Source organism: Streptomyces sp. NPDC051243 (genome assembly GCF_044455405.1).
Taxonomy (GTDB): domain Bacteria; phylum Actinomycetota; class Actinomycetes; order Streptomycetales; family Streptomycetaceae; genus Streptomyces.
Window position 1 is genome coordinate 723,698 of sequence record NZ_JBITES010000001.1, and the last position, 19,475, is coordinate 743,172.

The window sequence follows — 19,475 nt, forward strand, 5'->3', positions numbered from 1 at the left end:
AGGCCCGTCGCTACGCTGCTGGGACGGGTCGCCGCCACTGCCGTGCTCGACCGCTGCGCGTACGCCGGCGTCGTGGAACATTCCGTGTACGTCCACCCCGACGCGCGCGGCTGAACACGCTCATGGACTCCACCGAGGCGGCAAGCATCTGGCCGATTCAGTCCGGGATCTTCCCCGGGAGCACCGTCGGCCTCGCCCTGCACAAGCGCGCGACGTCGTACTGCTGGAACGCCGCAGCCCGGAGGCTTCATGAAGTCCCGGAAGAAGGGATCCCACCGGACCGGGCAGTGCCTGCCGCGGGCAAGGTCAGCCTCGGATTCCGCCGCGAGTCGGCGACCGAGTGCACGAACGACTCGGTCGAACAGGGCGCCCATCCAGCCAGGGCCGCAGACCTTCCGCCGCGCCTACCGGGCCGAGGCAGTTCATGAAGTGGAATGGTCCACCGGGTGCCCCGGGTGGACCTGCCCAGGTCGGTTTCAGCGGCCACCAGGGTAACCCCAGGTCAGCGGCCATAGGCAGCACGAGGCCCCACATCCGGACAGGAGCAGCAGAGCCGCCGCCACCAGACGCATGCCCCGGTTTGCAGCGCCGTTCCCGACCGCTTCGGACTCACACCCCCCACAGCCCCTCAGCACCAGACGCAACATCAGATCCAGAAAGGTCCCGCCTCATCGGTCGAGAGCCGGCAGGCGTCGGCGCGGCCCACCGCATCGCTCGATGTCAACTGCGGGTGGACTGCGAGGGCGAGCCGGACTCGTCGGGTACGGCCGGACTTCAGACCTACAGTCGGCGCCCTCGTCACCCAAGGAAGGACAACCGCACCTGCCGACGAGGATTGTCCTTGTTCGTATCGACGAGGCACACCGACTGCCACGTCCCGAGCTCCAGGCGGCCGCCCAGCACGGGCAGCGTCGCGTGGGGCGGGACGAAGGCCGGGAGGACGTGGTCGCGGCCGTGGCCGGGGCTGCCGTGCCGGTGCTGCCAGCGGTCGTCGGCCGGCAGGAGGGTGTGGAGGACGGCCAGCAGGTCGTCGTCGCTGCCGGCGCCGGTCTCGATGATCGCGATGCCGGCCGTGGCGTGCGGCACGAAGACGTTCAGGAGGCCGTCACGGCCTGCCGCCGCCTCCCGCAGGAAGGCCTCGCAGTCGGAGGTGAGGTCCACGACCCGCTCCGAGGAGCCGGAGGCGATGTTCAGAACTCGGGTGGTGAAGGCGTCTGACATGCCCCCATCCTCGCCCATGCACCGGAGTTCGCGGGCCAGGTGACGGCCTCGCGACGGTCGAGCCGTGATACGCAAGGTCCACTTCGCGAGACACCGTTGACCGTCGCCCCACCATCTGGCTACGTTCAGCGGCATGTTGCGTTCAGCCCTGCTCACCACGCGCGGTCACATCGACCTGCTGCGGGTGGCCTCCGCCGCGTGTCGCCGCGGCCACTGACGCCCACTCTCTTCACCCTCGCTTTTTCGCGCACCCGCCCGGTCCTGACCTGACCCGGCGGCTCTGACGCGCGTCTCCTTCGAACGCTCATCGCCTCCTGGAGCACTCATGAGCATCAGCCATGCCCCACCCAGCTCTCCTGAGAGGGATATTTCCTCTAAATCCGGCTTCGAGAGCCCGGCCTCGGTCGATGTCGTCCCGCTCCTCCCCGCCTCCTCCCGCCGCACCCGCGTCCCGCGCTGGCTGCGCCGCACCACCGGCCCCGTCCTGCTCCTCGTCCTGTGGCAACTGCTCAGTGCCACAGGCGTGTTGACCGCCGACGTGCTCGCCTCACCCGGCCGCATCGCCCAGGTCGCGGGCGATCTGATCGCCGACGGCTCACTGCCCTCGGCCATGGGTACGTCCCTCCAGCGCGTCGCCGCCGGGCTGGCGCTCGGCACCGTCGTCGGTACCGGACTCGCCCTGGTCTCGGGCCTGTTCCGGATCGGCGAGGACCTGGTGGACGCGCCCGTACAAATGCTGCGGACCGTGCCGTTCGTCGGGCTCATCCCGCTGTTCATCATCTGGTTCGGCATCGGCGAGGCACCCAAGGTCGCCATCATCACGCTCGGGGTGACATTCCCGCTGTATCTGAACGTCTACGCCGGGATCCGCGGCGTGGACGCGCAGTTGATCGAGGCCGGGGAGTCCCTCGGGCTGTCGAGGTGGGGACTCGTGCGGCACGTCGTGCTGCCGGGCGCGCTGCCGGGTGCCCTGACCGGCCTGCGCTACTCGCTCGGGATCGCCTGGCTGGCCCTCGTCTTCGCCGAGCAGGTCAACGCCGACTCCGGCATCGGATTCCTCATGGTGCAGGCGCGGGACTTCCTGCGGACCGACGTGATCGTGGTCTGCCTGATCGTCTACGCCTTCCTCGGCCTGTTCGCCGATTTCGTCGTCCGCTCCCTCGAAAGGCTGCTGCTGCAATGGCGACCGACATTCACCGGCCGGTGAGTCCCGAGGCCGTACCGGCCCCCCAGCCCGCCCAAGCCGTGCACGTGGCGGGGCTGACCCGCTCCTTCGACGGGCGTGCCGTCATCGACCGGCTCCGACTCGACGTCCGGCCGGGTGAGTTCGTCGCCCTCCTCGGCCGCAGCGGCTGCGGCAAGTCCACTCTGCTGCGCATCCTCGCCGGCCTCGACCGCGACATCGAGGGCACCGTCCTGGTGCCCCGCCGCAAGGCCGTCGCCTTCCAGGCGCCGCGGCTGATGCCGTGGAAGAAGGTGTGGCGCAACGTACTCCTCGGGCTGCCGGGCAAGCCCGGTCGCGCCGTAGCCGAGCAGGCACTCAAGGAGGTCGGCCTGGACCACCGTACGGACGCCTGGCCCAAGACGCTCTCCGGCGGCGAGGCCCAACGCGCCTCACTGGCACGGGCGCTGGTCCGCGAACCCGATCTGCTGCTGCTCGACGAGCCGTTCGGCGCGCTGGACGCACTCACCCGCATCAAGGCCCAGCGGCTGGTCGGCGAGTTGTGGCAGCGGCGCGGCTGCGCCGTACTGCTCGTCACCCACGACGTGGAGGAGGCCGTACTCCTCGCCGACCGCGTCCTCGTGATGGACGACGGGGTCATCGCGCACGAGCAACGCGTCGACCTCGACCGCCCGCGCGACATCACCGACCCCCGGTTCGCCGAACTGCGTGCCGGACTGCTGGAGCGCCTCGGTGTCGACACCGCCGCCGAAGCCGCCTGATCACCCACCCCGGAACGGAACCACCATGCGACGACGCCTCGTCCCCACCGCGCTCCTCCTCCCCACCGCGCTCCTCCTCCCCCTCGCGCTCCTGCTCACCGCCTGCGGCGGCAACTCGGCAGCTTCCACGGACACCGACGGCCAGGGCTCGCTCACCCTCGACGTCGGTGACCAGAAGGGCGGTTCGGAGGCCATCCTGCGCGCTGCCGGAGAGCTCGAGAACCTCGACTACAAGATCAAGTGGTCGACCTTCACCTCCGGCCCGCCGCTGCTGGAGGCCGTCAACGCGAGGGCCGTCGACATCGGAGGCGTCGGTAACACCCCGCCGGTCTTCGCGGCGGGCGCGGGCTCGAAGATCACGGCGGTGGCCGCGTTCAAGGGCACTTCCAAGGGCGACGCGATCCTCGTGCCGAACGACTCGAAGCTGACGAGGCCCGAGCAACTCAAGGGCAGGTCGATCGCCGTGGCGCAGGGCTCCTCCGCCCACTACCAGTTGGTCGCGTCCCTCAGGAAGGTCGGGCTGAGCCTGGGCGACGTCAAGGTCAAGTACCTTCAACCGGCCGACGCGCTGGCCGCGTTCACGGCCGGCAAGGTCGACGCGTGGGCGGTGTGGGACCCGTACACCTCTCAGGTGCTGCTGTCCCAGCAGGGCCGGATCCTGACGACCGGGGACGGGATCACCAACGGCCTGACCTTCCAGGTGGCCGCCCCCTCAGCACTGCGGGACAAGAAGAAGGCCGCCGCCATCAAGGACTACCTGGAGCGGCTGCGGCGCGCCACGGCGTGGGTGTACGACCACCAGGAGGAGTGGGCCAAGGTCTGGGCGAAGGACACCGGGCTGCCGTACGAGGTGGCGCTGGCGTCGGTGCACCGCACCAACGCCACCCGGATCTCGGTCGCGGTGGACGAGCCACTCGTCGCCTCCGAGCAGGAGATCGCCGACACCTTCACCGAGCTGAAGCTCATCCCGAAGAAGGTGGACTTCGGCGAGTTCGTGGACACGCGGTACAACGGCGATCTGCCGCCGTCGACCACGCGGGCCCGCGCCTCGAAGGGGTCCTGACCCGACCTGTACGCGGGAGGCCGAGGCGGTCCGCTTCGGGAAGATCCGCGCCCTCGAGGCTGTTGGTGGAGGCATGAACAATGCCGAGGCGGTCGAGGAAGTCGACGTGGTCGTGATCGGCGCTGGTCAGGCAGGACTGTCCAGCGCCTACCACCTGCGGCGCACCGGCTTCGAGCCGGGCCGTGACTTCGTCGTCCTGGACCACTCCCCCGGCCCGGGCGGCGCCTGGCAGTTCCGGTGGCCCTCCCTGACGTACGGCAAGGTGCACGGGATGCACTCGCTGCCCGGTATGGAGCTGACCGGTGCTGATCCCGAGAGGCCGTCGTCGGAGGTCGTCGCCGGGTACTTCGACGCCTACGAGCGGACCTTCGACCTGCGGGTCCGGCGGCCCGTCGAGGTACGGGCCGTGCGGGAGGGACCGGACGGGCGACTGCTCGTCGAGAGCTCGGCGGGGACCTGGGCGACGCGGGCGCTGATCAACGCGACCGGCACCTGGGACCGGCCGTTCTGGCCGCGCTATCCCGGTCAGGAGGCGTTCCGGGGGCGGCAGTTGCACACCGCGCAGTACCCCGGACCCGAGGCGTTCGCCGGGCAGCGGGTCGTGGTGGTGGGCGGCGGCGCCTCCGGCACCCAGCATCTGCTGGAGATCGCTCCGTACGCGGCGGCCACGACCTGGGTCACGCGGCGCCCGCCCGTGTTCCGCGAGGGCCCGTTCACCGAGGACGTGGGCCGGGCGGCCGTCGCCCTGGTCGAGGAGCGGGTGCGGCAGGGGCTGCCGCCGAAGAGTGTCGTGTCGGTCACCGGGCTGCCCCTCAACGACGCCGTCCGGCAGGGGCTCGCGGACGGGGTACTGGACCGGCAGCCCATGTTCGACCGGATCACGCCGGACGGAGTGGAGTGGAAGGACGGCCGCCATGTGGTCGCGGACGTCATCCTGTGGGCGACCGGCTTCCGGGCCGCAATCGACCACTTGGCCCCGCTGCGCCTGCGCGAGCCGGGCGGCGGAATCCGGGTGGAGGGGACGCGCGCGGTCGCCGATCCCCGCGTCCACCTCGTCGGCTACGGCCCGTCCGCCAGCACGATCGGCGCCAACCGGGCCGGCCACGCGGCCGTACGGGACATCCGGCGGTTGCTGACGGAGACGCTCCGCCGGGAGGGCCGCGACTACGGAAGTGCCGCGTGATGTCGTCAGCCGTCTGCGGCGTAGTCGTGGCTTGTCGCTCCCCCAGGCTGTCGGCTTCGCTCGAGCAGGGGACCCCCATCGCGGCGGAGCCGCACATCAGCTCAGCCCCGCGCCCCTTCAGGGCGTTTGCGAACCGCCACCCTCGATGAGCCGGCGGATCATCTCCCCGTCTTCGGGCTCGCCTTCTGCTGGGCGTTGAACTCGGCCACATTGCGCTGGTGTTCCGTGTAGTCGGCCGTGAACCGGGTGTCGCCCGGCTTGACCGTGACGAAGTACAGCCAGTCGCCCGGCGAAGGGCTGATCGCGGCGCGCATCGCCTCCTCGCCCGGGTTGCTGATCGGCGTGGGCGGCAGACCCATGCGCTGGTACGAGTTGTAGGGGCTCTCGATCCGGGTGTCGGCCTCGGTGGTCCGAAGGGTGGAGCGGCCGAGCGCGTAGTTGATGGTGGAGTCCATCTGCAACGGCATCCCGCGTTCGAGCCGGTTGAAGACGACCCGTGCCACCTTGCCCATGTCGGCCTTGCTGCCGGCCTCGGCCTGGACGATGCTCGCGATGGTGACCGCCTGGTAGACGTTCATGGCGTTGCGCTGCGCGCCCGCGGCGATCGGGGCGCCGTTGAACTTCTTGTTGGCGGTGTCCACCATCGCCGACAGCAGGGACTCCGGCGTCGCCCGCTTGCCGCCCCGCTCCAGCGGATACGTCGCCGGGAAGAGGTAGCCCTCGGGGTTGCCCTCGGCGTCGTTCGGCAGCTTGAGGTCGAGCTTCTCGAGGGACTTCTTCGTGGAACCGGGCGGCAGGGCGAGGGCCTTGTCGACGGCGTCGTAGACCTGGCTCGCGCGCCAGCCCTCCGGGACCACCAGCGAGGTGGGCTTCGGCTTCTCCACGCCGCCCGTCCTCAACAGCGGCACCGCCACGGCGGTGCCGGCCACGACTGCGCCGGCGGCGATGAGAGCGATACGGCCCCGGCGCGTCAGTCGAATCGTTCTCCGTGACGGATTGTTCAGGTACATGCGGGAACGGTAACCCGCACATGCTTACAAACCCGACATAACGTCACCTCGTCGGCTCCAGTTGGGCGTCTCGGCGGACCAGCCCCGCATACCGCCCCTCCCGCTCCAGGAGTTCCTCGTGCGTACCCAGTTCCGCCACGCGCCCCGCGTCGAGGACCGCGATCTGGTCGGCGCCCCGAACGGTGGACAGGCGGTGCGCGATGGTGACCGTGGTGCGGTTGGCGGACAGGGCGTCGATGGCCTCCTGGACGGCGTGTTCGGTGCGGGTGTCCAGCGCGCTGGTCGCCTCGTCGAGGATGAGGACCGGCGGATCCCGCAGGATCGTACGGGCGATGGCCAGTCGCTGTTTCTCGCCGCCGGAGAAGCGGTACCCGCGTTCGCCGACGACGGTGTCGTAGCCGTCGGGCAGGGCGGCGATGTGGTCGTGGATCTGGGCCGCCTTCGCCGCCGCGTGCAGTTCGTCGTCGGTGGCGTCCGGCTTGGCGAAGCGCAGGTTGTCGGCGACGGAGGCGTGGAAGAGGTACGTCTCCTGAGAGACGACGCCGACCGCGCGGGCGAGGGTGTCGAAGTCGAGGTCGCGTACGTCGACCCCGTCGAGGGTGACGCGGCCTCCCGTCACGTCGTACAGCCGTGGCACGAGATGGCCCAGCGTCGACTTTCCGGCGCCGGTCGGGCCGACGACCGCGAGGCTGCCGCCCGGCGGGACGGTGAGGTCGATGCCGTCGAGGATGGCGCCCCGCTCGTCGTCGTCGCCGTCGTACCGGAACTCGACGTTCTCGAAGCGGACCTCGCCCTTGATGCGGTCGAGGTGGACGGGGTCCTTCCGCTCGGTGATGTCGATGGGCAGGTCGAGGTACTCGAAGATGCGCTGGAAGAGCGCGAGCGAGGCCTGGATCTGGACGCCGGTGGACAGCAGGCTGACGGCCGGGCGGAACAGGCCCTGCTGGAGCGAGACGAAGGCGACGATCGTGCCGATGGAGACCTGCGGGCCGCCGAGTTGGAGGGCCATGCCGGCGGTCCAGTAGATGACGGCGGGCATGGCGGCCATGACGATGGTGATGACGGCCATGCGCCAGCGTCCGGCCATGTTCGACCTCACCTCGAGGTCGACCAGCCGCTCGGACTCGTCGGCGAAGGCCGTCGTGAGCGAGTCGGACCGACCCATCGTGCGGCCGAGCAGGATGCCGCTGACCGAGAGCGACTCGGTGACGGTGGCGGCCATCGCGGCCATCTGCTTCTGGCGCTGGGTGGTGATCTTCTTGCGTTCGTTGCCGACGCGGCGGCTGATCCAGACGAAGACCGGCAGCAGGAGCAGCGACACGACGGTCAGGCGCCAGTCGAGCGCGATCATCGCGACGATCGTGGCGACCACGCTGGTGGCGTTGGAGACCAGCGAGGTGGCGGTGGAGGTGACGGTGGCCTGCATGCCGCCGATGTCGTTGGCGATGCGGGACTGGACCTCGCCGGTGCGGGTGCGGGTGAAGAAGGCGAGCGACATGCGCTGGAGGCGGCCGTAGACCGCGGTGCGCAGGTCGTGCATGACGCGCTGGCCGACCGTGGTGGAGATCAGCGTCTGCAGCACGCCGAACACGCTGGTGAGGACGGCACTGAGGATCATGCCGAGCGCGAGCAGGCTGAGCAAGCCGGTGCGGCCCTCGGGGATCGCGACGTCGAGGATCGCCTTCAGCAGGAAGGGCGTGGCCACGCCGACGAGTGACGAGGCGCCGACGAGCAGGCCGACGACGGCGAGGCGGCCGCGGTAGGGACGGAAGAGCCGCACGATGCGGCGCACCTGCCGGGGTTGCTGTTTCTCGACGTCGGATGGCGTCCAGGTGGGTGCGTTGTCGGGATGCATGGGCTCCTACGGAGGGGTGGTGATGCGGACTGACGGACCTCAGCTCATTGTTACCTATGCTCACAATGAATGTCGTCCTGATATTGTTCCCGCATGACCGCCCCCGACCCCGACGGCCCGCTCGCCGAGCAGCTGCTGCGCTTCACCCGCCGGGTCCACCGCATCCAGAAACAGCACCTGCAGCAGTGCGGCCTGGGCGTCACCCCGGCCCAGTCCCGTCTCCTGCGCACGCTCGCGCACTATGGCTCACCGCCCCGGATGGCCGATCTCGCCGAGCGCCTCGAGGTGGTCCCGCGCGCGGTGACGTCGCTGGTCGACGGGCTGGAGGCGAGCGGAAAGGTACGGCGGGTGCCGGATCCGACGAACCGGCGGGTGATCCGGATCGAGCTCACCGACGACGGGCGGGTGGCCCTGCGGGAGCTGCATGACGCGCGGCGGTCGGCGGCGGAGGAGATTCTCGCGCCGTTGACGGACGAGCAGCGTGGGGTGCTGGGCGAGTTGCTGGACACCCTGATCGACGGGGGTGCCAAGCGGCGCTGCTGAGCGGCGCTGCGCAGGGGGCCCTTCGGGCGGCCGCACCGGAACAGGCCGCGGTCCCCTCCAGCGGTTGGAGGGGACCGCGGCCTGTTCCGGCGGTCGGGCTCAACTGGCCTCGGAGGCCGGCTCCTTGTCCGTCCGAGCGGGAACGGCGACCGGCTCGCCGCTGTCCGATACGGCCGTTTCGTCGTCGTCCGCCTTGACCACGATCTCGCCGTCGAGGACCTTCCTCGCCCGCTCCCTGTCCAGCGCGCCCTCCCAGCGGGAGACCGCGAAGACGGCGACGCAGTTGCCGAGCAGGTTGGTGACGACGCGCATCGAGTCCATGATGCGGTCCACGCCGAGGAGCAGGGCGACGGCTCCGGCCGGGATCGCGCCCAGCGAGGAGGCGGTCGCGGACAGCGCGAGGAACGCCGAGCCGGGGATGCCCGCCATGCCCTTGCTGGTCAGCATCAGCACCAGGATCACGGTGACCTGCTGGCTGAGGCTGAGGTCGACGCCCACGGCCTGGGCGATGAACAGCGTGCCGATGGACAGGTAGAGCGAGGCGCCGTCGAGGTTGAAGGAGTAGCCCGTCGGCAGTACCAGACCCACGGCGTCGTCACGGGCGCCGGCCTTGCGCAGCTTCTGCATCACACGCGGCAGGACCGACTCGGTGGACGCGGTGCCGAGCGCGAGCAGCATCTCCTCACGGATGTAGCGGAGGAACTTCCACAGACTGAGCCCGGTGACGACCTTCAGGGCGATGGCGAGGAGCGCGATGAAGAACGCCGCCGCCGCGTAGCACAGGATGATCAGCTTGCCGTAGGTCTCGATCACCCCGAGCCCGTAGTTGCCGATCAGGACGGCCATCGCGCCGAACACCGCGATGGGCGCCAGCCGCATGACGAAGCCGACGATCGCGAAGATGATCTCCTGGGCCTGCTCGATGGCCGGCAGCACCTGCGGCACCTTGGTGTGCCCGAGGTGCAGCAGCGCGGCACCCACCAGGCAGGCCAGCAGCAGCACCTGCAGCAGGGAGTTCTCGGCGAAGGCGCCGATGAAGGAGGTGGGGATCGCGTTCAGCGCGAACTCGGTCGTCGAGGGCAGCGAACCGCCGTTCGTCTTCGCGTCGACGGCCGAGGCGTCGAGCGTGGACGGGTCCACGTTCATCCCGGACCCGGGCTGGACCACGTTGGCGGCGAGGAGCCCGATGAGCAGGGCGAGCGTGCTCGCGACCTCGAACCAGATCAGGGCCTTCAGCCCGATCCGCCCGAACGCCTTCAGGTCACCGGCCTTGGCGATGCCGACGACGACCACGCAGAACACCAGCGGCGAGATGATCGTCTTGATCAGCCGGATGAACCCGTCGCCGAGCGGCTGGAGATCCGCGGCGAATCCGGGCCACAGCTTCCCGACGACGATTCCGAGCACGAGCGCGCAGGCGACCTGCGCGAAGAGAGAGGTACGCAGTATGCGTGCGACGCGTCGCGGCAGGGACGGTACGGACGGCGGCACGGGCACTCCTTGGGGACGGCGGCACACAGAAGTCCCCTGGGAACGGGTGGGACTTCTGCGATACGGAAAGCGCATTCCGTGGCGATCACTTTGCGGGTGATGTTGGTCCCGCACAAGACCGCCGTGTTGCATCCGCGTAAATCACGCCCCGAGTGACGCATCGCACACATCCCGCCTCAACAGGCCCTGCGGTCCTCGGTGAGCACCCCTTGGACGCTGGTCAGAGAACGGTCCCAGCACCCACCCGAGCCGTGCAGCCGGTAACGCTCGCTCGTCGTTCCGACCGCGTGCCGCTGGTCGCGCGGCACGTTCAACGTCCAGGCGGCGTCACCCGTGTAGGTGTCGTCGAGCCGCGACCACACGGTTCGCCGTCCGTCCTGGGTCGTCACGACCGCGGCACGGTCACCGAGGGTCAGCACGGTCCGCAGCCGGTCGCCCGTACCGATCGTGATCGAGCCGTCCATCGTGTACGTCCGCTGGGTGCGGGTCGTACGGGCCGGTCCGCGTCCGTCGACCGTGACCGATCCCTCCTCCGTCCAGGTGGCGTCGAGAGCGTCCAGGTTCTCGCCGTCCGTCCAGCGGTGCACGGAGTCGTTCGTAAGCGACCGGCGCACCGTGGTCGTCACCCTGCCGTGCGAGGTGTCGACGTAGCCGGCGACGGTCAGCCGGTGACCACCCTGCGTGTCCACCCGGTGCTCCGAACCGGGCGTGTACGTCGAGGAGTTGGCGAGCTCGCCGACCCGGTGCGCGGTGAGTTCGCCGGTGACGTGGGCGCTCTTCGCGTCCTGCCAGACGAGGACGTTCACCGGCGCGCTCCAGCCGCTCTGCCCCTCGGGAACGCCGGCGACGGAGACCTCGACGCGGTGCGGGCGGCCGTCGTTGAGGATGCCTGCGAACGGCGTCAGGTCGTATTCGATCGGCTTGACGTCGAAGGCGCGCGGTGCCGGGATGACGTACCAGAGGAAGGGGTTGGACCAGCCGCCGGTCCACACGTGCGGGAACGGCGCGGCGATTCCGGCGAGTCGGCCGTCGACCTTGATCTGCACCTCGCGGTAGGGGCCGCCGGCGGCCTTGCAGGAGTAGGGCGCCGGGTCGGGCGCCGACAGGTACCAGAACTCCTCGCAGCCGCCGCCGGAGCCGGTGGCGTACACCTCGGCGACTATGCGTTCGCTGTTGCGCGGGGTGGTGAGGGTGCCGTCCTGGAGGGTGAGGACGCGGTCGGGGGTCGCGGCCGCGCGGTCGGGGCCAGCGGCGGGGCCGCCGGTGACCTCGGCGGTGTGGTTGGCGACCTCGGCGGCGGTGCGGCCGGCGTAGAACGTCAGCGTGACCTTGACGTCGATGACGCCCGTGTACGTGTCGTTGACGACGTTCCCGATGAGCATCTCGACGTCCTGGCCACGGCGGAGGGTGTCGCTGTAGCGCGTGACGTCCTTCTCCACGGACCACTCGATGCCGTCGGGCGACGGCTCCGGAGTCGACGTACGGAAGATCTCGACGCCGCCGACGTGCAGATAGCCGAGCCGGTCGTACTGACGTCCCTTGACCTTGCCGTCCATCCGCAGCACGACCTTGCTCCAGCGGTCGCCGCAGCCTTCGGGCGGTGCGTAGGTGCCCCTGTACGGGGTGAAGTCCCGGAACTGGGCCTCGGCGACGGCGACTTGGCAGGACTTGCCGGAAGGTCTGGTGACGGGTGGGGCGGCGGTGATGGGGTCGTGCCAGTCGGTGCCGAACTCGGCGGGCACATCGGCCGATCGGGCGGGGGCCGCCCCGAGGAACGAGGTCGCCAGGAGGGTCGCTCCCGCGAGCATGGACATGACGATCCGTCTCTTCATGGCCGTGTTCTACGGGGAGTTGGGCATCGGCCGCAATGATGCCTCCTGCGTCAGAGCAAGCCTTTCAGGTCGGCCCTGCCCCCCCTCACCACCACGGGATGCCGGTCCGGATCGAGCGCGCGCAGCAGGCACTCCATCGCCGATTCGGACAAACTCCCGCAGGCCGACGTGCCACTGCTGTGGCCCATGTGCAACCAGATGCCACCACTCTCCGCCTCGCCCTCGGGGCGGGTGGGGTCGTCGGGCGGGGTGCAGAGCACGACCGTGGATCTCCGGGAGCCCCTGCCGTCGCCATGGACCGTCACGACCTGGCGGGAGGCGGCGGGGACGCGCCGCTGCCGGCGGTTGCGGTTCACCGCGGACGCATCACTCCATGGTGCACCGCGTTCGGCGCGGCCGCGGAATCGGGAGGCGGCGGGGCGGGCGGAGCTGCGGGATCGGCGGGGTTACGGGATCGGAAAGGCGGCGGGATCGGCGAGGTAGCGGCATGGGCGACCGCTCCGCGTTCCCGCCGGGGACCGGAACTGTGCGGCGCGGCGGAAAACCGTTTGCGTCCGACCACGCTGCGACGCGAACCTGTCACGGTTTGCTGCCGCCGTGCGCGTCCCCGCACCACGCATCGGCACCCGATCAACTCCATCACTCCCATCCCCGATCCCCCCACTGACACGAGCCACTGGGACGTCATGCAGATTCAAGACCTTCCGTATCCCGATCCAGGTGTGCCGGACGCACGCTCGGGTCCCCGATTCCTGTGGTGGCTCTTCCGGAACCAGCTGGGCGGACAGTTGAAGTCCCTGGCCTGGGGGCTGCTGCACTTCCTGTCCGTCTCCGCACTGCCGTTCTGCGTCGGCGTCGCCGTGCAGGCCGTGGTCGACCGCTCCGGTGCGCGACTCGCCCTCGCGGGCGGGCTGTTGGCCCTGTGCGCCGCCGGAAACGCGATCGGCGACACCTTCCTGCACCGCACCGCCGTCACCAACTGGATCACCGCGGCCGCCCGCGTCCAGCAGGTACTGGCCCGCAAGGCCGCCCAGCTGGGCTCCGCGCTGACCCGACGCGTGGCGGCCGGTGAGGTCGTGGCCGTCTCCACGGGTGACGTCGAGAAGATCGGCTGGTTCGTCGAGGCCTGGTCGCGGTTCACCGCGGCCGCGGTCACCATCGTGGTGGTCTGCGTCGGCCTGGTCGTCTATCAGCCGGCACTCGGTGCGGTCGTCGCCGTGGGCCTGCCCGTGCTGGCGGTCGCCGTGCTGCCGTTGCTGCCCCGGGCGACCCGGCGGGCCGACTTCCAGCGCGAGAAGGCGGGCCGCGCCACCGAGTTGGCCTCGGACACCGTCGCCGGACTGCGGGTCCTGCGCGGCATCGGCGGCGAGGAGCTCTTCCTCGACCGCTACCGCCGCGCCTCCCAGGAGGTACGCCACGCCGCCGTGCGCAGCGCCCGGATGTGGTCCCTGATCTCGGCGATCCAGGTGCTGCTGCCGGGGCTGCTGCTGATCGGCGTGGTCTGGTACGGCGTCAAGCTGGCCCGCGAGGGCCGCGTCACCGTCGGCGAACTCGTCGCCGTCTACAGCTCCATCCTGATCCTCACCTATCCCCTCCGGCACTTCGAAGAGATCGCGATGGCCTACTCCTTCTCACGCCCCTCGGCCCGGCGGGCCGCAGGCGTGCTGTCCCTGGAGCGGGCCACCGACACCGACGGGTCGCGCGACGGGTCCGAGGTGCCCTCCGGGGACCTGTACGACCCGGCCACCGGGCTGCTCGCCCCCGCGGGCCGGCTCACCGCCGTGGTGTGCGGCGACCCGGACGCGGCTGGGCGGCTGGCCGAACGGCTGGGCGGGCACGCCTCCGAGGAGGGCACTGCGGTGCTGCTGGGCGGCGTCCCGCTGGACGAGTTGCCGCTCGACACCGCCCGTACGGCCGTCCTCGTGCAGGACAAGGACCCGGTGCTGCTCTCCGGCACGCTGCGCGAACTGTTCGACGTGCCGAGGTCCGGCGCCGTCGGTGCCGAGGAGGCGCTGGCGGCGGCGCAGTGCGCGGACGTCCTGGCCGCCCTGGTCCAGGGGTCGCTCGGCGCCGAGGACCCGATGGACGCCCGCATCACGGAGCGCGGCCGGTCCCTGTCCGGCGGCCAGCGCCAGCGTCTGGCACTGGCCCGGTCGCTGATCACGGACCCGGACGTGCTGGTCCTGGACGAGCCGACGTCGGCCGTCGACTCCCACACGGAGGCCCGGATCGCGGAGGGCGTGCGGAACCTGCGGGCGGGGCGCACGACGGTGGTGTTCACCTCGTCCCCGCTGCTCCTGGACCGCGCCGACCGGGTCGTCCTCGTCCACGAGGGCGAGGTCGCGGCGGTCGGCGTACACCGCGACCTGGTGCACGACGAACCGCGGTACCGGGCGGTGGTGACCCGGGAGACCGACGAAGAGGCCGCCCTGAGCGGTGAGTTGGGCGACGCCCCGGGCGAGCGGGCCGCCCTCGGCAATGCGCTGGGCAAGGGCGCCTCCCTGAACGACGTACTGAAGGAACTGGAAGAGATCGAGGAGTCGGCATGATCGGCGTGGCGCCACCGGCGTACGACCCGGCGGCCCCGACGACGGCGAACACCCTGCCGGTCGGCGCCCCCGCGACCGTACGCGCCTATGTGGTCGAGTTGTTCCGCAGGCACCGCCGTGCCTTCCTCCTCCTCGTCTCCGTCAACACGGTCGCCGTGGTGGCCTCGATGGCAGGCCCCTGGCTGTTGGGCGGCCTGGTGGAACGGGTGTCGGCGGGCGTCGCCGAGCGCGAACTCCAACTGGAGCTCACCCTCGGCCTGTTCGTGGCCGCACTCGCGGTCCAGGCCGTGTTCGTACGGCAGGTGCGGCTGCGCGGCGCGATGCTCGGCGAACGGATGCTGGCCGATCTGCGCGAGGACTTCCTCGTCCGGTCGGTCGGACTGCCGCCGGGCGTCCTGGAGCGGGCCGGAACGGGCGATCTCCTCTCCCGGATCACGACGGACATCGACCGGCTGGCCAACGCGATGCGCGAGGCGGTGCCCCAGCTGGCGATCGGCGTGGTGTGGGTGGTTCTGCTGCTCGGCGGGCTCGTCGTCACGGCGCCGCCGCTGGCCGCCGCCGTGCTGCTCACCATGCCGCTGCTCGTGATCGGCTGCCGCTGGTACTTCAAGCGGGCGCCGTCCGCCTACCGCTCGGAGGCCGCCGGGTACGCCGCCGTGGCCGCCGCGCTCGCCGAGACCGTGGACGCCGGGCGCACCATCGAGGCCCACCGCCTCGGCGAACGCCGGGTGGAGCTCTCCGAGCGGCGGATCAAGGAGTGGACGGCCTGGGAGCGCTACACGCTCTGGCTGCGGTCGGTGCTCTTCCCGTTCATCAACGTCACGCACGTGATGATCCTCGGCTCGGTCCTGATGGTCGGCGGCGTGTTCGTCCTGCAGGGCTGGATGGGGATCGGTCAGCTGACGACGGGTGCGCTCATCGCGCAGATGCTGGTGGATCCCGTCGGGCTCATCCTGCGCTGGTACGACGAGTTGCAGGTGGCCCAGGTGTCGCTGGCCCGGCTGGTCGGGGTCCGGGACATCGAGCCGGAGGCCGGCGACGCCCTGCTGTCGCCCGAGGGACGCGACGTGCGCGCCGACCGGGTGCACTTCGGCTACCTGGAGGGCGTGGACGTGCTCCGCCAGGTCTCCCTGGAGGTCGCGCCCGGCACCCGGCTGGCACTGGTCGGTCCCTCGGGCGCCGGCAAGTCGACCCTGGGCAGGCTGCTCGCCGGCATCTACGCGCCCCGGGACGGCCGGGTCACCCTGGGCGGTGCGGAACTGTCCCGGATGACCGCCGAGCAGGTCCGCTCGCACGTTGCCCTGGTGAACCAGGAACACCACGTCTTCGTGGGCTCGCTGCGCGACAACCTGCTGCTGGCCCGCACCGACGCGACGGACGCCGAACTGTGGGCGGCGCTGGGCGCCGTCGACGCGGACGCGTGGGCCCGTGCGCTCGACGACGGCCTGGACACCGAGGTCGGCTCGGGCGGGTTCTCGCTCACCCCGGCCCAGGCCCAGCAGATCGCGCTGGCCCGCCTGGTGCTGGCCGACCCGCACACACTGGTCCTGGACGAGGCGACCTCGCTCCTCGACCCACGCGCGGCCCGCCACCTGGAGCGGTCCCTGGCCCGCGTCCTCGACGGCCGCACCGTGGTCGCCATCGCCCACCGCCTCCACACCGCCCACGACGCGGACATCATCGCCGTCGTCGAGAACGGCCGCATCACCGAACTGGGCAGCCATGACGACCTGGTCAGGGCCGACGGGGCGTATGCGGCGCTTTGGCGGTCCTGGCATGGGTGAGCGGGGGCGCGCGAGGGGGGGCTCGACCGGCGACTGGGGTGAGATGCGCTGGGGGCTTGGCCGCCGACCAGGGTAGGTGAGGTGAGCCGGGGGCTCGGCCACCGACCACGGCAGGCGAGGAGAGCCGGGCGCTCGACCGCCGACCGCCCACCAGGGTAGGTGAGGTGAGCCGGGCGCTCGGCCACCGACCACGGCAGGCGAGGAGAGCCGGGCGCTCGACCGCCGACCACGGCAAGGCGAGATGCGCCGGGCGCTCGGCCACCGACCACGGCAGATGAGGTGACCCGGGCACTCAGCCACCGACCAGGGTGGGGTACGCGGAGCCTCGGCCGCCGACCGGCGTTCCGAGCTGTGGCCGCCGTGCTCGGCGTGACAGCGGTTGCGCGGCTCCGAGGGCTGGGCTCGGCCGACAGCAGTTGCGCGCCGGGAAGGCGGGGCTCAGCCGGCAGCAGTTGCGGGCCGGATGGCAGGGCTTGCCCACCGCTCGCCGCTGTGCGGTCGCGTACCGGAGTGGCGATGCTCAGCCGGCCGCCGCAACAAGCCGAGGTGGCGGGGCTGCGCCGACCACCGTCGCAACCCGAGGTGACGGGCTCGGCCCGCCGCGGCCTCAAGCCGAGGTGAGGGGTCTCGGCCCACCACGGCCGCCACCCTCTGCCACGGGTCTTGACCCACCAGAGCCGCCACCCCAGACCACGGACCTTGACCCACCACAGCCGCCACCCCAGACCACGGACCTTGACCCACCACAGCCGCCACCCCAGACCACGGACCTTGACCCACCACAGCCGCCACCCAGGTGACCGGCCCAGGCTTCGCGGAGCGCGGTCGGCGGGCTGTAGTGGGCCGGGGTGGCATGGGCCGGCCGGCCTTCGTGCTCCCGGCCGGACCGGCCAGCCCCTGCCCTGCCCAGTGCGGCGGCGGGGATCCAGGCGTGGCCGATCCGCAAGGCCTCGGCCTGGCCCCGTGCCGTTGCGCCGGGGCGAAGAGGGGTGGAAGTCTGGATAGCGGCACCGGTTCGGGGGCACCCGGAAACCACGCGATTCCCGCCGGGTGCGGCCTGTGCCCCGCGCCGCGGCGGCTCGCCGCCGACCGCGGTGACCTCGGGCCCGTCCCCACCACCTGGAGGTACCCGTGAACAGCGCCGACGGATGGGGGGACGACGTCTACCAGCCCGACGCATCCGACCAACGTGAGGACACGGGGCTGCTCGACGCTGAGGACACCCTGGTGAACGACGGCGTCGACGACCCCCTGGACCGGGGCTGGTCCCCTCCGGAGCGTCCGTGGGCGGTGGAGCACAGCGGTGTCACGGCCGCCGAACGCCAGCAGGGCGAGACCCTCGACCAGCGGCTCGCCGAGGAGCTGCCCGACCTCGTCCCGCAGGACGGCGACGGCCTGGGCGACGCCGAGGGTACCGACGGGGAACTCCTCGACAACGAGGTCGGCGCTACGCGCTCCGGCCGCCTCGTCGCCCCCGACGAAGGAGCCCATGAGGACGAGGAGAGCGCACTCGTCGCGACGGACGTGGGCATCGACGGCGCGGCGGCGTCCGCAGAGGAGGCCGCCATGCACATCGTCGACGAGGACGCCCTGTACGGCTGACCGCCGTACGACAGACCGCACCGCCCCGTGTGGCTCGGTCCGCGCGCCTCGTGACCCGGACCGTCGGCCCTTTCCGACGCCGCCAGAGGAGGAGTTCGCATGCAGCAGGACAAGCACCCCGACTACCGCCCGGTGGTCTTCCGCGACCGCGCCGCCGGCTACGCCTTCCTGACCAGGTCCACCGCGACCAGCGACCAGACCATCGAGTGGGACGACGGCGAGACCTACCCCGTCGTGGACGTCGAGATCTCCTCGGAGAGCCACCCCTTCTACACCGGCAAGGCGAGGACCGTCGACTCGGAGGGCCGCGTCGCCGCCTTCGAGCGGCGCTACGGCGGTGGAGCGGGCCAGGGCGGCTGATCCGGCGATACCGGGGGTCCTGCAGCGGGTTCCACCAGGGCCTCCGTCGGCAGGCAGCCCACCCGGAGAACCGTCGCGTCCGATGCCTGGTCCCGGGGACTCGGCGGAACCGATCGCCCGGGTGAGGACGTCCCGGAGTACTTCCGTCGCCAGGATGCCGAGCACTTCCCCTCGGCCGGTACTCCGAGGGTCCCGTCCACTCAGATGACGTTCAGCGCTGCCGCGCAGCCCAACCCGCCGAGCACCATGAACGCCGGCATCAGCACCTTGAGCTCGACCCAGCTGCCCGCCCGGAACCGCATGGCCTTCGGCGGGCCCACCGGGTACCACCGCTTGCGGCCGACCGGGATCGGCCACAGGATCGGGCAGCCGGACACCGTCAGGGCGTCCCCGATGTCGTGCACCAGCGCGCCCAGCACGATCGGCAGCCCCAGCCACAGGTACTCCTGACCGGGCGCCGTGAACAACCAGTCCGAGCCGTTGCCCGGCTTGTCCAGGACCCCGGCGAGGATCCACGCGCTGGTCGCGGCCAGCAGCCAGACCAGGACATCGGCGCTGGAACCGCGGGTCGCACGCCACAGCAGGCCCTCGATAGCCAGCACCATGTGCGCGAACAGGATCGCCAGCACCGCCCAGCGCCCGCCGGTGATCGCCAGGACCGAGGCGCCCCCGCCGATCAGGACCGCCCACAGCCAGGTGTGCGTGAGCGTGCGATGCCCGCCGGAGCGACGCGGGTCGCCCTGCTTCTTGGTCGCCTTGTAGACGGCGTACGACAGCTTGTCGACGATCTCGCACAGCCAGCGCGACAGCGGCCCGAAGGCCCGCGAGATGGTGGCGGCCTTGTGATCGAGATCCGGGGCGAGGGCCGCTCCGGCGCAGATCAGCGCGCCGGACAGCAGGACGGGCCAGGGCATCCCGTGTCCCGCCGCGGCGGCGGCCGCTCCGACGCCGAGCCAGGCGGCGGCCCCCGACAGTGAGTGTGCTGGTCCCATCATCGCCGTTGCCCGCCCCATTCCTCGTGTGCCGCTGTCCAGTTGA

Annotated in this window: 16 protein-coding genes and 2 pseudogenes; 11 read left to right on the forward strand and 7 right to left on the reverse strand. The window is 71.3% G+C overall.

Annotated elements, in window-relative coordinates; genetic code table 11:
- Positions 1–15: 15 nt before the first annotated feature.
- A pseudogene (locus ACIBAG_RS03175) lies at positions 16–212 on the forward strand (GNAT family N-acetyltransferase); the annotation flags it as partial.
- A gap of 586 nt (positions 213–798) precedes the next feature.
- On the opposite strand, the gene ACIBAG_RS03180 reads toward ACIBAG_RS03175, so the two are convergent.
- On the reverse strand, positions 799–1,221 hold the full coding sequence (locus ACIBAG_RS03180; RefSeq protein ID WP_399100329.1) for a secondary thiamine-phosphate synthase enzyme YjbQ: 423 nt from the start codon (positions 1,219–1,221) through the stop codon (positions 799–801).
- Positions 1,222–1,354: 133 nt separating this feature from the next.
- Here ACIBAG_RS03180 and ACIBAG_RS03185 point away from each other — a divergent pair, with 133 nt between their 5' ends.
- The 5 genes from ACIBAG_RS03185 (at position 1,355) to ACIBAG_RS03205 (ending at position 5,411) form a co-directional block, all read left to right on the forward strand.
- Complete coding sequence (locus ACIBAG_RS03185; protein WP_365505671.1) at positions 1,355–1,438, forward strand: putative leader peptide; 84 nt, start codon at positions 1,355–1,357, stop codon at positions 1,436–1,438.
- A gap of 108 nt (positions 1,439–1,546) precedes the next feature.
- Positions 1,547–2,428, forward strand: coding sequence for an ABC transporter permease (locus ACIBAG_RS03190; RefSeq protein WP_399100331.1), 882 nt, complete (start codon positions 1,547–1,549; stop codon positions 2,426–2,428).
- Complete coding sequence (locus tag ACIBAG_RS03195; protein ID WP_399100333.1) at positions 2,401–3,165, forward strand: ABC transporter ATP-binding protein; 765 nt, start codon at positions 2,401–2,403, stop codon at positions 3,163–3,165. Before ACIBAG_RS03190 ends, ACIBAG_RS03195 begins: the two co-directional genes overlap by 28 nt.
- 25 nt (positions 3,166–3,190) lie before the next feature.
- Complete coding sequence (locus ACIBAG_RS03200; RefSeq protein ID WP_399100336.1) at positions 3,191–4,228, forward strand: ABC transporter substrate-binding protein; 1,038 nt, start codon at positions 3,191–3,193, stop codon at positions 4,226–4,228.
- A gap of 73 nt (positions 4,229–4,301) precedes the next feature.
- Positions 4,302–5,411: an NAD(P)-binding domain-containing protein gene (locus tag ACIBAG_RS03205; RefSeq protein WP_399100338.1), complete on the forward strand. Its 1,110-nt coding sequence runs from the start codon at positions 4,302–4,304 to the stop codon at positions 5,409–5,411.
- A gap of 158 nt (positions 5,412–5,569) precedes the next feature.
- Here the strand turns inward: ACIBAG_RS03205 and mltG are convergent, their stop codons facing one another.
- Together mltG and ACIBAG_RS03215 are read right to left on the reverse strand one after the other, a co-directional pair.
- Positions 5,570–6,421 (reverse strand): endolytic transglycosylase MltG, encoded by an 852-nt coding sequence (gene mltG / locus ACIBAG_RS03210; RefSeq protein ID WP_399100341.1) that lies wholly within the window; start codon positions 6,419–6,421, stop codon positions 5,570–5,572.
- A gap of 43 nt (positions 6,422–6,464) precedes the next feature.
- The gene (locus tag ACIBAG_RS03215) at positions 6,465–8,276 is read right to left on the reverse strand and encodes an ABC transporter ATP-binding protein (RefSeq protein ID WP_399100343.1); all 1,812 of its coding nucleotides are present in this window, start codon (positions 8,274–8,276) and stop codon (positions 6,465–6,467) included.
- Positions 8,277–8,369: 93 nt separating this feature from the next.
- On the opposite strand from ACIBAG_RS03215, the gene ACIBAG_RS03220 reads away from it, so the two are divergent.
- Positions 8,370–8,819: a MarR family winged helix-turn-helix transcriptional regulator gene (locus ACIBAG_RS03220; RefSeq protein WP_399100345.1), complete on the forward strand. Its 450-nt coding sequence runs from the start codon at positions 8,370–8,372 to the stop codon at positions 8,817–8,819.
- Between the two features lie 99 nt (positions 8,820–8,918).
- On the opposite strand, the gene ACIBAG_RS03225 is transcribed toward ACIBAG_RS03220, so the two are convergent.
- The 3 genes and pseudogenes from ACIBAG_RS03225 to ACIBAG_RS03235 form a co-directional block, all read right to left on the reverse strand.
- Positions 8,919–10,310, reverse strand: coding sequence for a cation:dicarboxylate symporter family transporter (locus tag ACIBAG_RS03225; protein ID WP_399100347.1), 1,392 nt, complete (start codon positions 10,308–10,310; stop codon positions 8,919–8,921).
- 176 nt (positions 10,311–10,486) lie between these two features.
- Positions 10,487–12,142, reverse strand: coding sequence for a peptide-N4-asparagine amidase (locus ACIBAG_RS03230; RefSeq protein WP_399100350.1), 1,656 nt, complete (start codon positions 12,140–12,142; stop codon positions 10,487–10,489).
- 50 nt (positions 12,143–12,192) lie between these two features.
- Positions 12,193–12,393, reverse strand: a pseudogene (locus ACIBAG_RS03235) (hypothetical protein); the annotation flags it as partial.
- A 435-nt stretch (positions 12,394–12,828) separates the two neighbouring features.
- Here ACIBAG_RS03235 and ACIBAG_RS03240 point away from each other — a divergent pair.
- From ACIBAG_RS03240 to ACIBAG_RS03255, 4 genes are all read left to right on the forward strand, one after another.
- Positions 12,829–14,691, forward strand: a complete 1,863-nt coding sequence (locus ACIBAG_RS03240) for an ABC transporter transmembrane domain-containing protein (protein WP_399100352.1) — start codon at positions 12,829–12,831, stop codon at positions 14,689–14,691.
- Positions 14,688–16,475: an ABC transporter ATP-binding protein gene (locus tag ACIBAG_RS03245; protein ID WP_399100354.1), complete on the forward strand. Its 1,788-nt coding sequence runs from the start codon at positions 14,688–14,690 to the stop codon at positions 16,473–16,475. Before ACIBAG_RS03240 ends, ACIBAG_RS03245 begins: the two co-directional genes overlap by 4 nt.
- A 1,131-nt stretch (positions 16,476–17,606) precedes the next feature.
- Positions 17,607–18,077 (forward strand): DUF5709 domain-containing protein, encoded by a 471-nt coding sequence (locus ACIBAG_RS03250; RefSeq protein ID WP_399100356.1) that lies wholly within the window; start codon positions 17,607–17,609, stop codon positions 18,075–18,077.
- A gap of 99 nt (positions 18,078–18,176) precedes the next feature.
- Positions 18,177–18,437, forward strand: coding sequence for a type B 50S ribosomal protein L31 (locus tag ACIBAG_RS03255; RefSeq protein ID WP_399100358.1), 261 nt, complete (start codon positions 18,177–18,179; stop codon positions 18,435–18,437).
- Positions 18,438–18,637: 200 nt separating this feature from the next.
- On the opposite strand, the gene ACIBAG_RS03260 is transcribed toward ACIBAG_RS03255, so the two are convergent.
- Complete coding sequence (locus tag ACIBAG_RS03260; RefSeq protein WP_399100360.1) at positions 18,638–19,432, reverse strand: metal-dependent hydrolase; 795 nt, start codon at positions 19,430–19,432, stop codon at positions 18,638–18,640.
- Positions 19,433–19,475 lie beyond the last annotated feature (43 nt).

What these genes read in the sequence shown, in the direction of transcription:
- ACIBAG_RS03230 (WP_399100350.1), bottom strand. Translation starts at nt 12,142, where the DNA reads ATGAAGAGACGGATCGTCATGTCCATGCTCGCGGGAGCGACCCTCCTG.
- ACIBAG_RS03200 (WP_399100336.1), top strand. Translation starts at nt 3,191, where the DNA reads ATGCGACGACGCCTCGTCCCCACCGCGCTCCTCCTCCCCACCGCGCTC.
- ACIBAG_RS03215 (WP_399100343.1), bottom strand. Translation starts at nt 8,276, where the DNA reads ATGCATCCCGACAACGCACCCACCTGGACGCCATCCGACGTCGAGAAA.
- ACIBAG_RS03260 (WP_399100360.1), bottom strand. Translation starts at nt 19,432, where the DNA reads ATGATGGGACCAGCACACTCACTGTCGGGGGCCGCCGCCTGGCTCGGC.
- ACIBAG_RS03255 (WP_399100358.1), top strand. Translation starts at nt 18,177, where the DNA reads ATGCAGCAGGACAAGCACCCCGACTACCGCCCGGTGGTCTTCCGCGAC.
- ACIBAG_RS03240 (WP_399100352.1), top strand. Translation starts at nt 12,829, where the DNA reads ATGCAGATTCAAGACCTTCCGTATCCCGATCCAGGTGTGCCGGACGCA.
- ACIBAG_RS03245 (WP_399100354.1), top strand. Translation starts at nt 14,688, where the DNA reads ATGATCGGCGTGGCGCCACCGGCGTACGACCCGGCGGCCCCGACGACG.
- ACIBAG_RS03220 (WP_399100345.1), top strand. Translation starts at nt 8,370, where the DNA reads ATGACCGCCCCCGACCCCGACGGCCCGCTCGCCGAGCAGCTGCTGCGC.
- ACIBAG_RS03195 (WP_399100333.1), top strand. Translation starts at nt 2,401, where the DNA reads ATGGCGACCGACATTCACCGGCCGGTGAGTCCCGAGGCCGTACCGGCC.
- ACIBAG_RS03190 (WP_399100331.1), top strand. Translation starts at nt 1,547, where the DNA reads ATGAGCATCAGCCATGCCCCACCCAGCTCTCCTGAGAGGGATATTTCC.
- mltG (WP_399100341.1), bottom strand. Translation starts at nt 6,421, where the DNA reads ATGTACCTGAACAATCCGTCACGGAGAACGATTCGACTGACGCGCCGG.
- ACIBAG_RS03205 (WP_399100338.1), top strand. Translation starts at nt 4,302, where the DNA reads ATGAACAATGCCGAGGCGGTCGAGGAAGTCGACGTGGTCGTGATCGGC.
- ACIBAG_RS03180 (WP_399100329.1), bottom strand. Translation starts at nt 1,221, where the DNA reads ATGTCAGACGCCTTCACCACCCGAGTTCTGAACATCGCCTCCGGCTCC.
- ACIBAG_RS03185 (WP_365505671.1), top strand. Translation starts at nt 1,355, where the DNA reads ATGTTGCGTTCAGCCCTGCTCACCACGCGCGGTCACATCGACCTGCTG.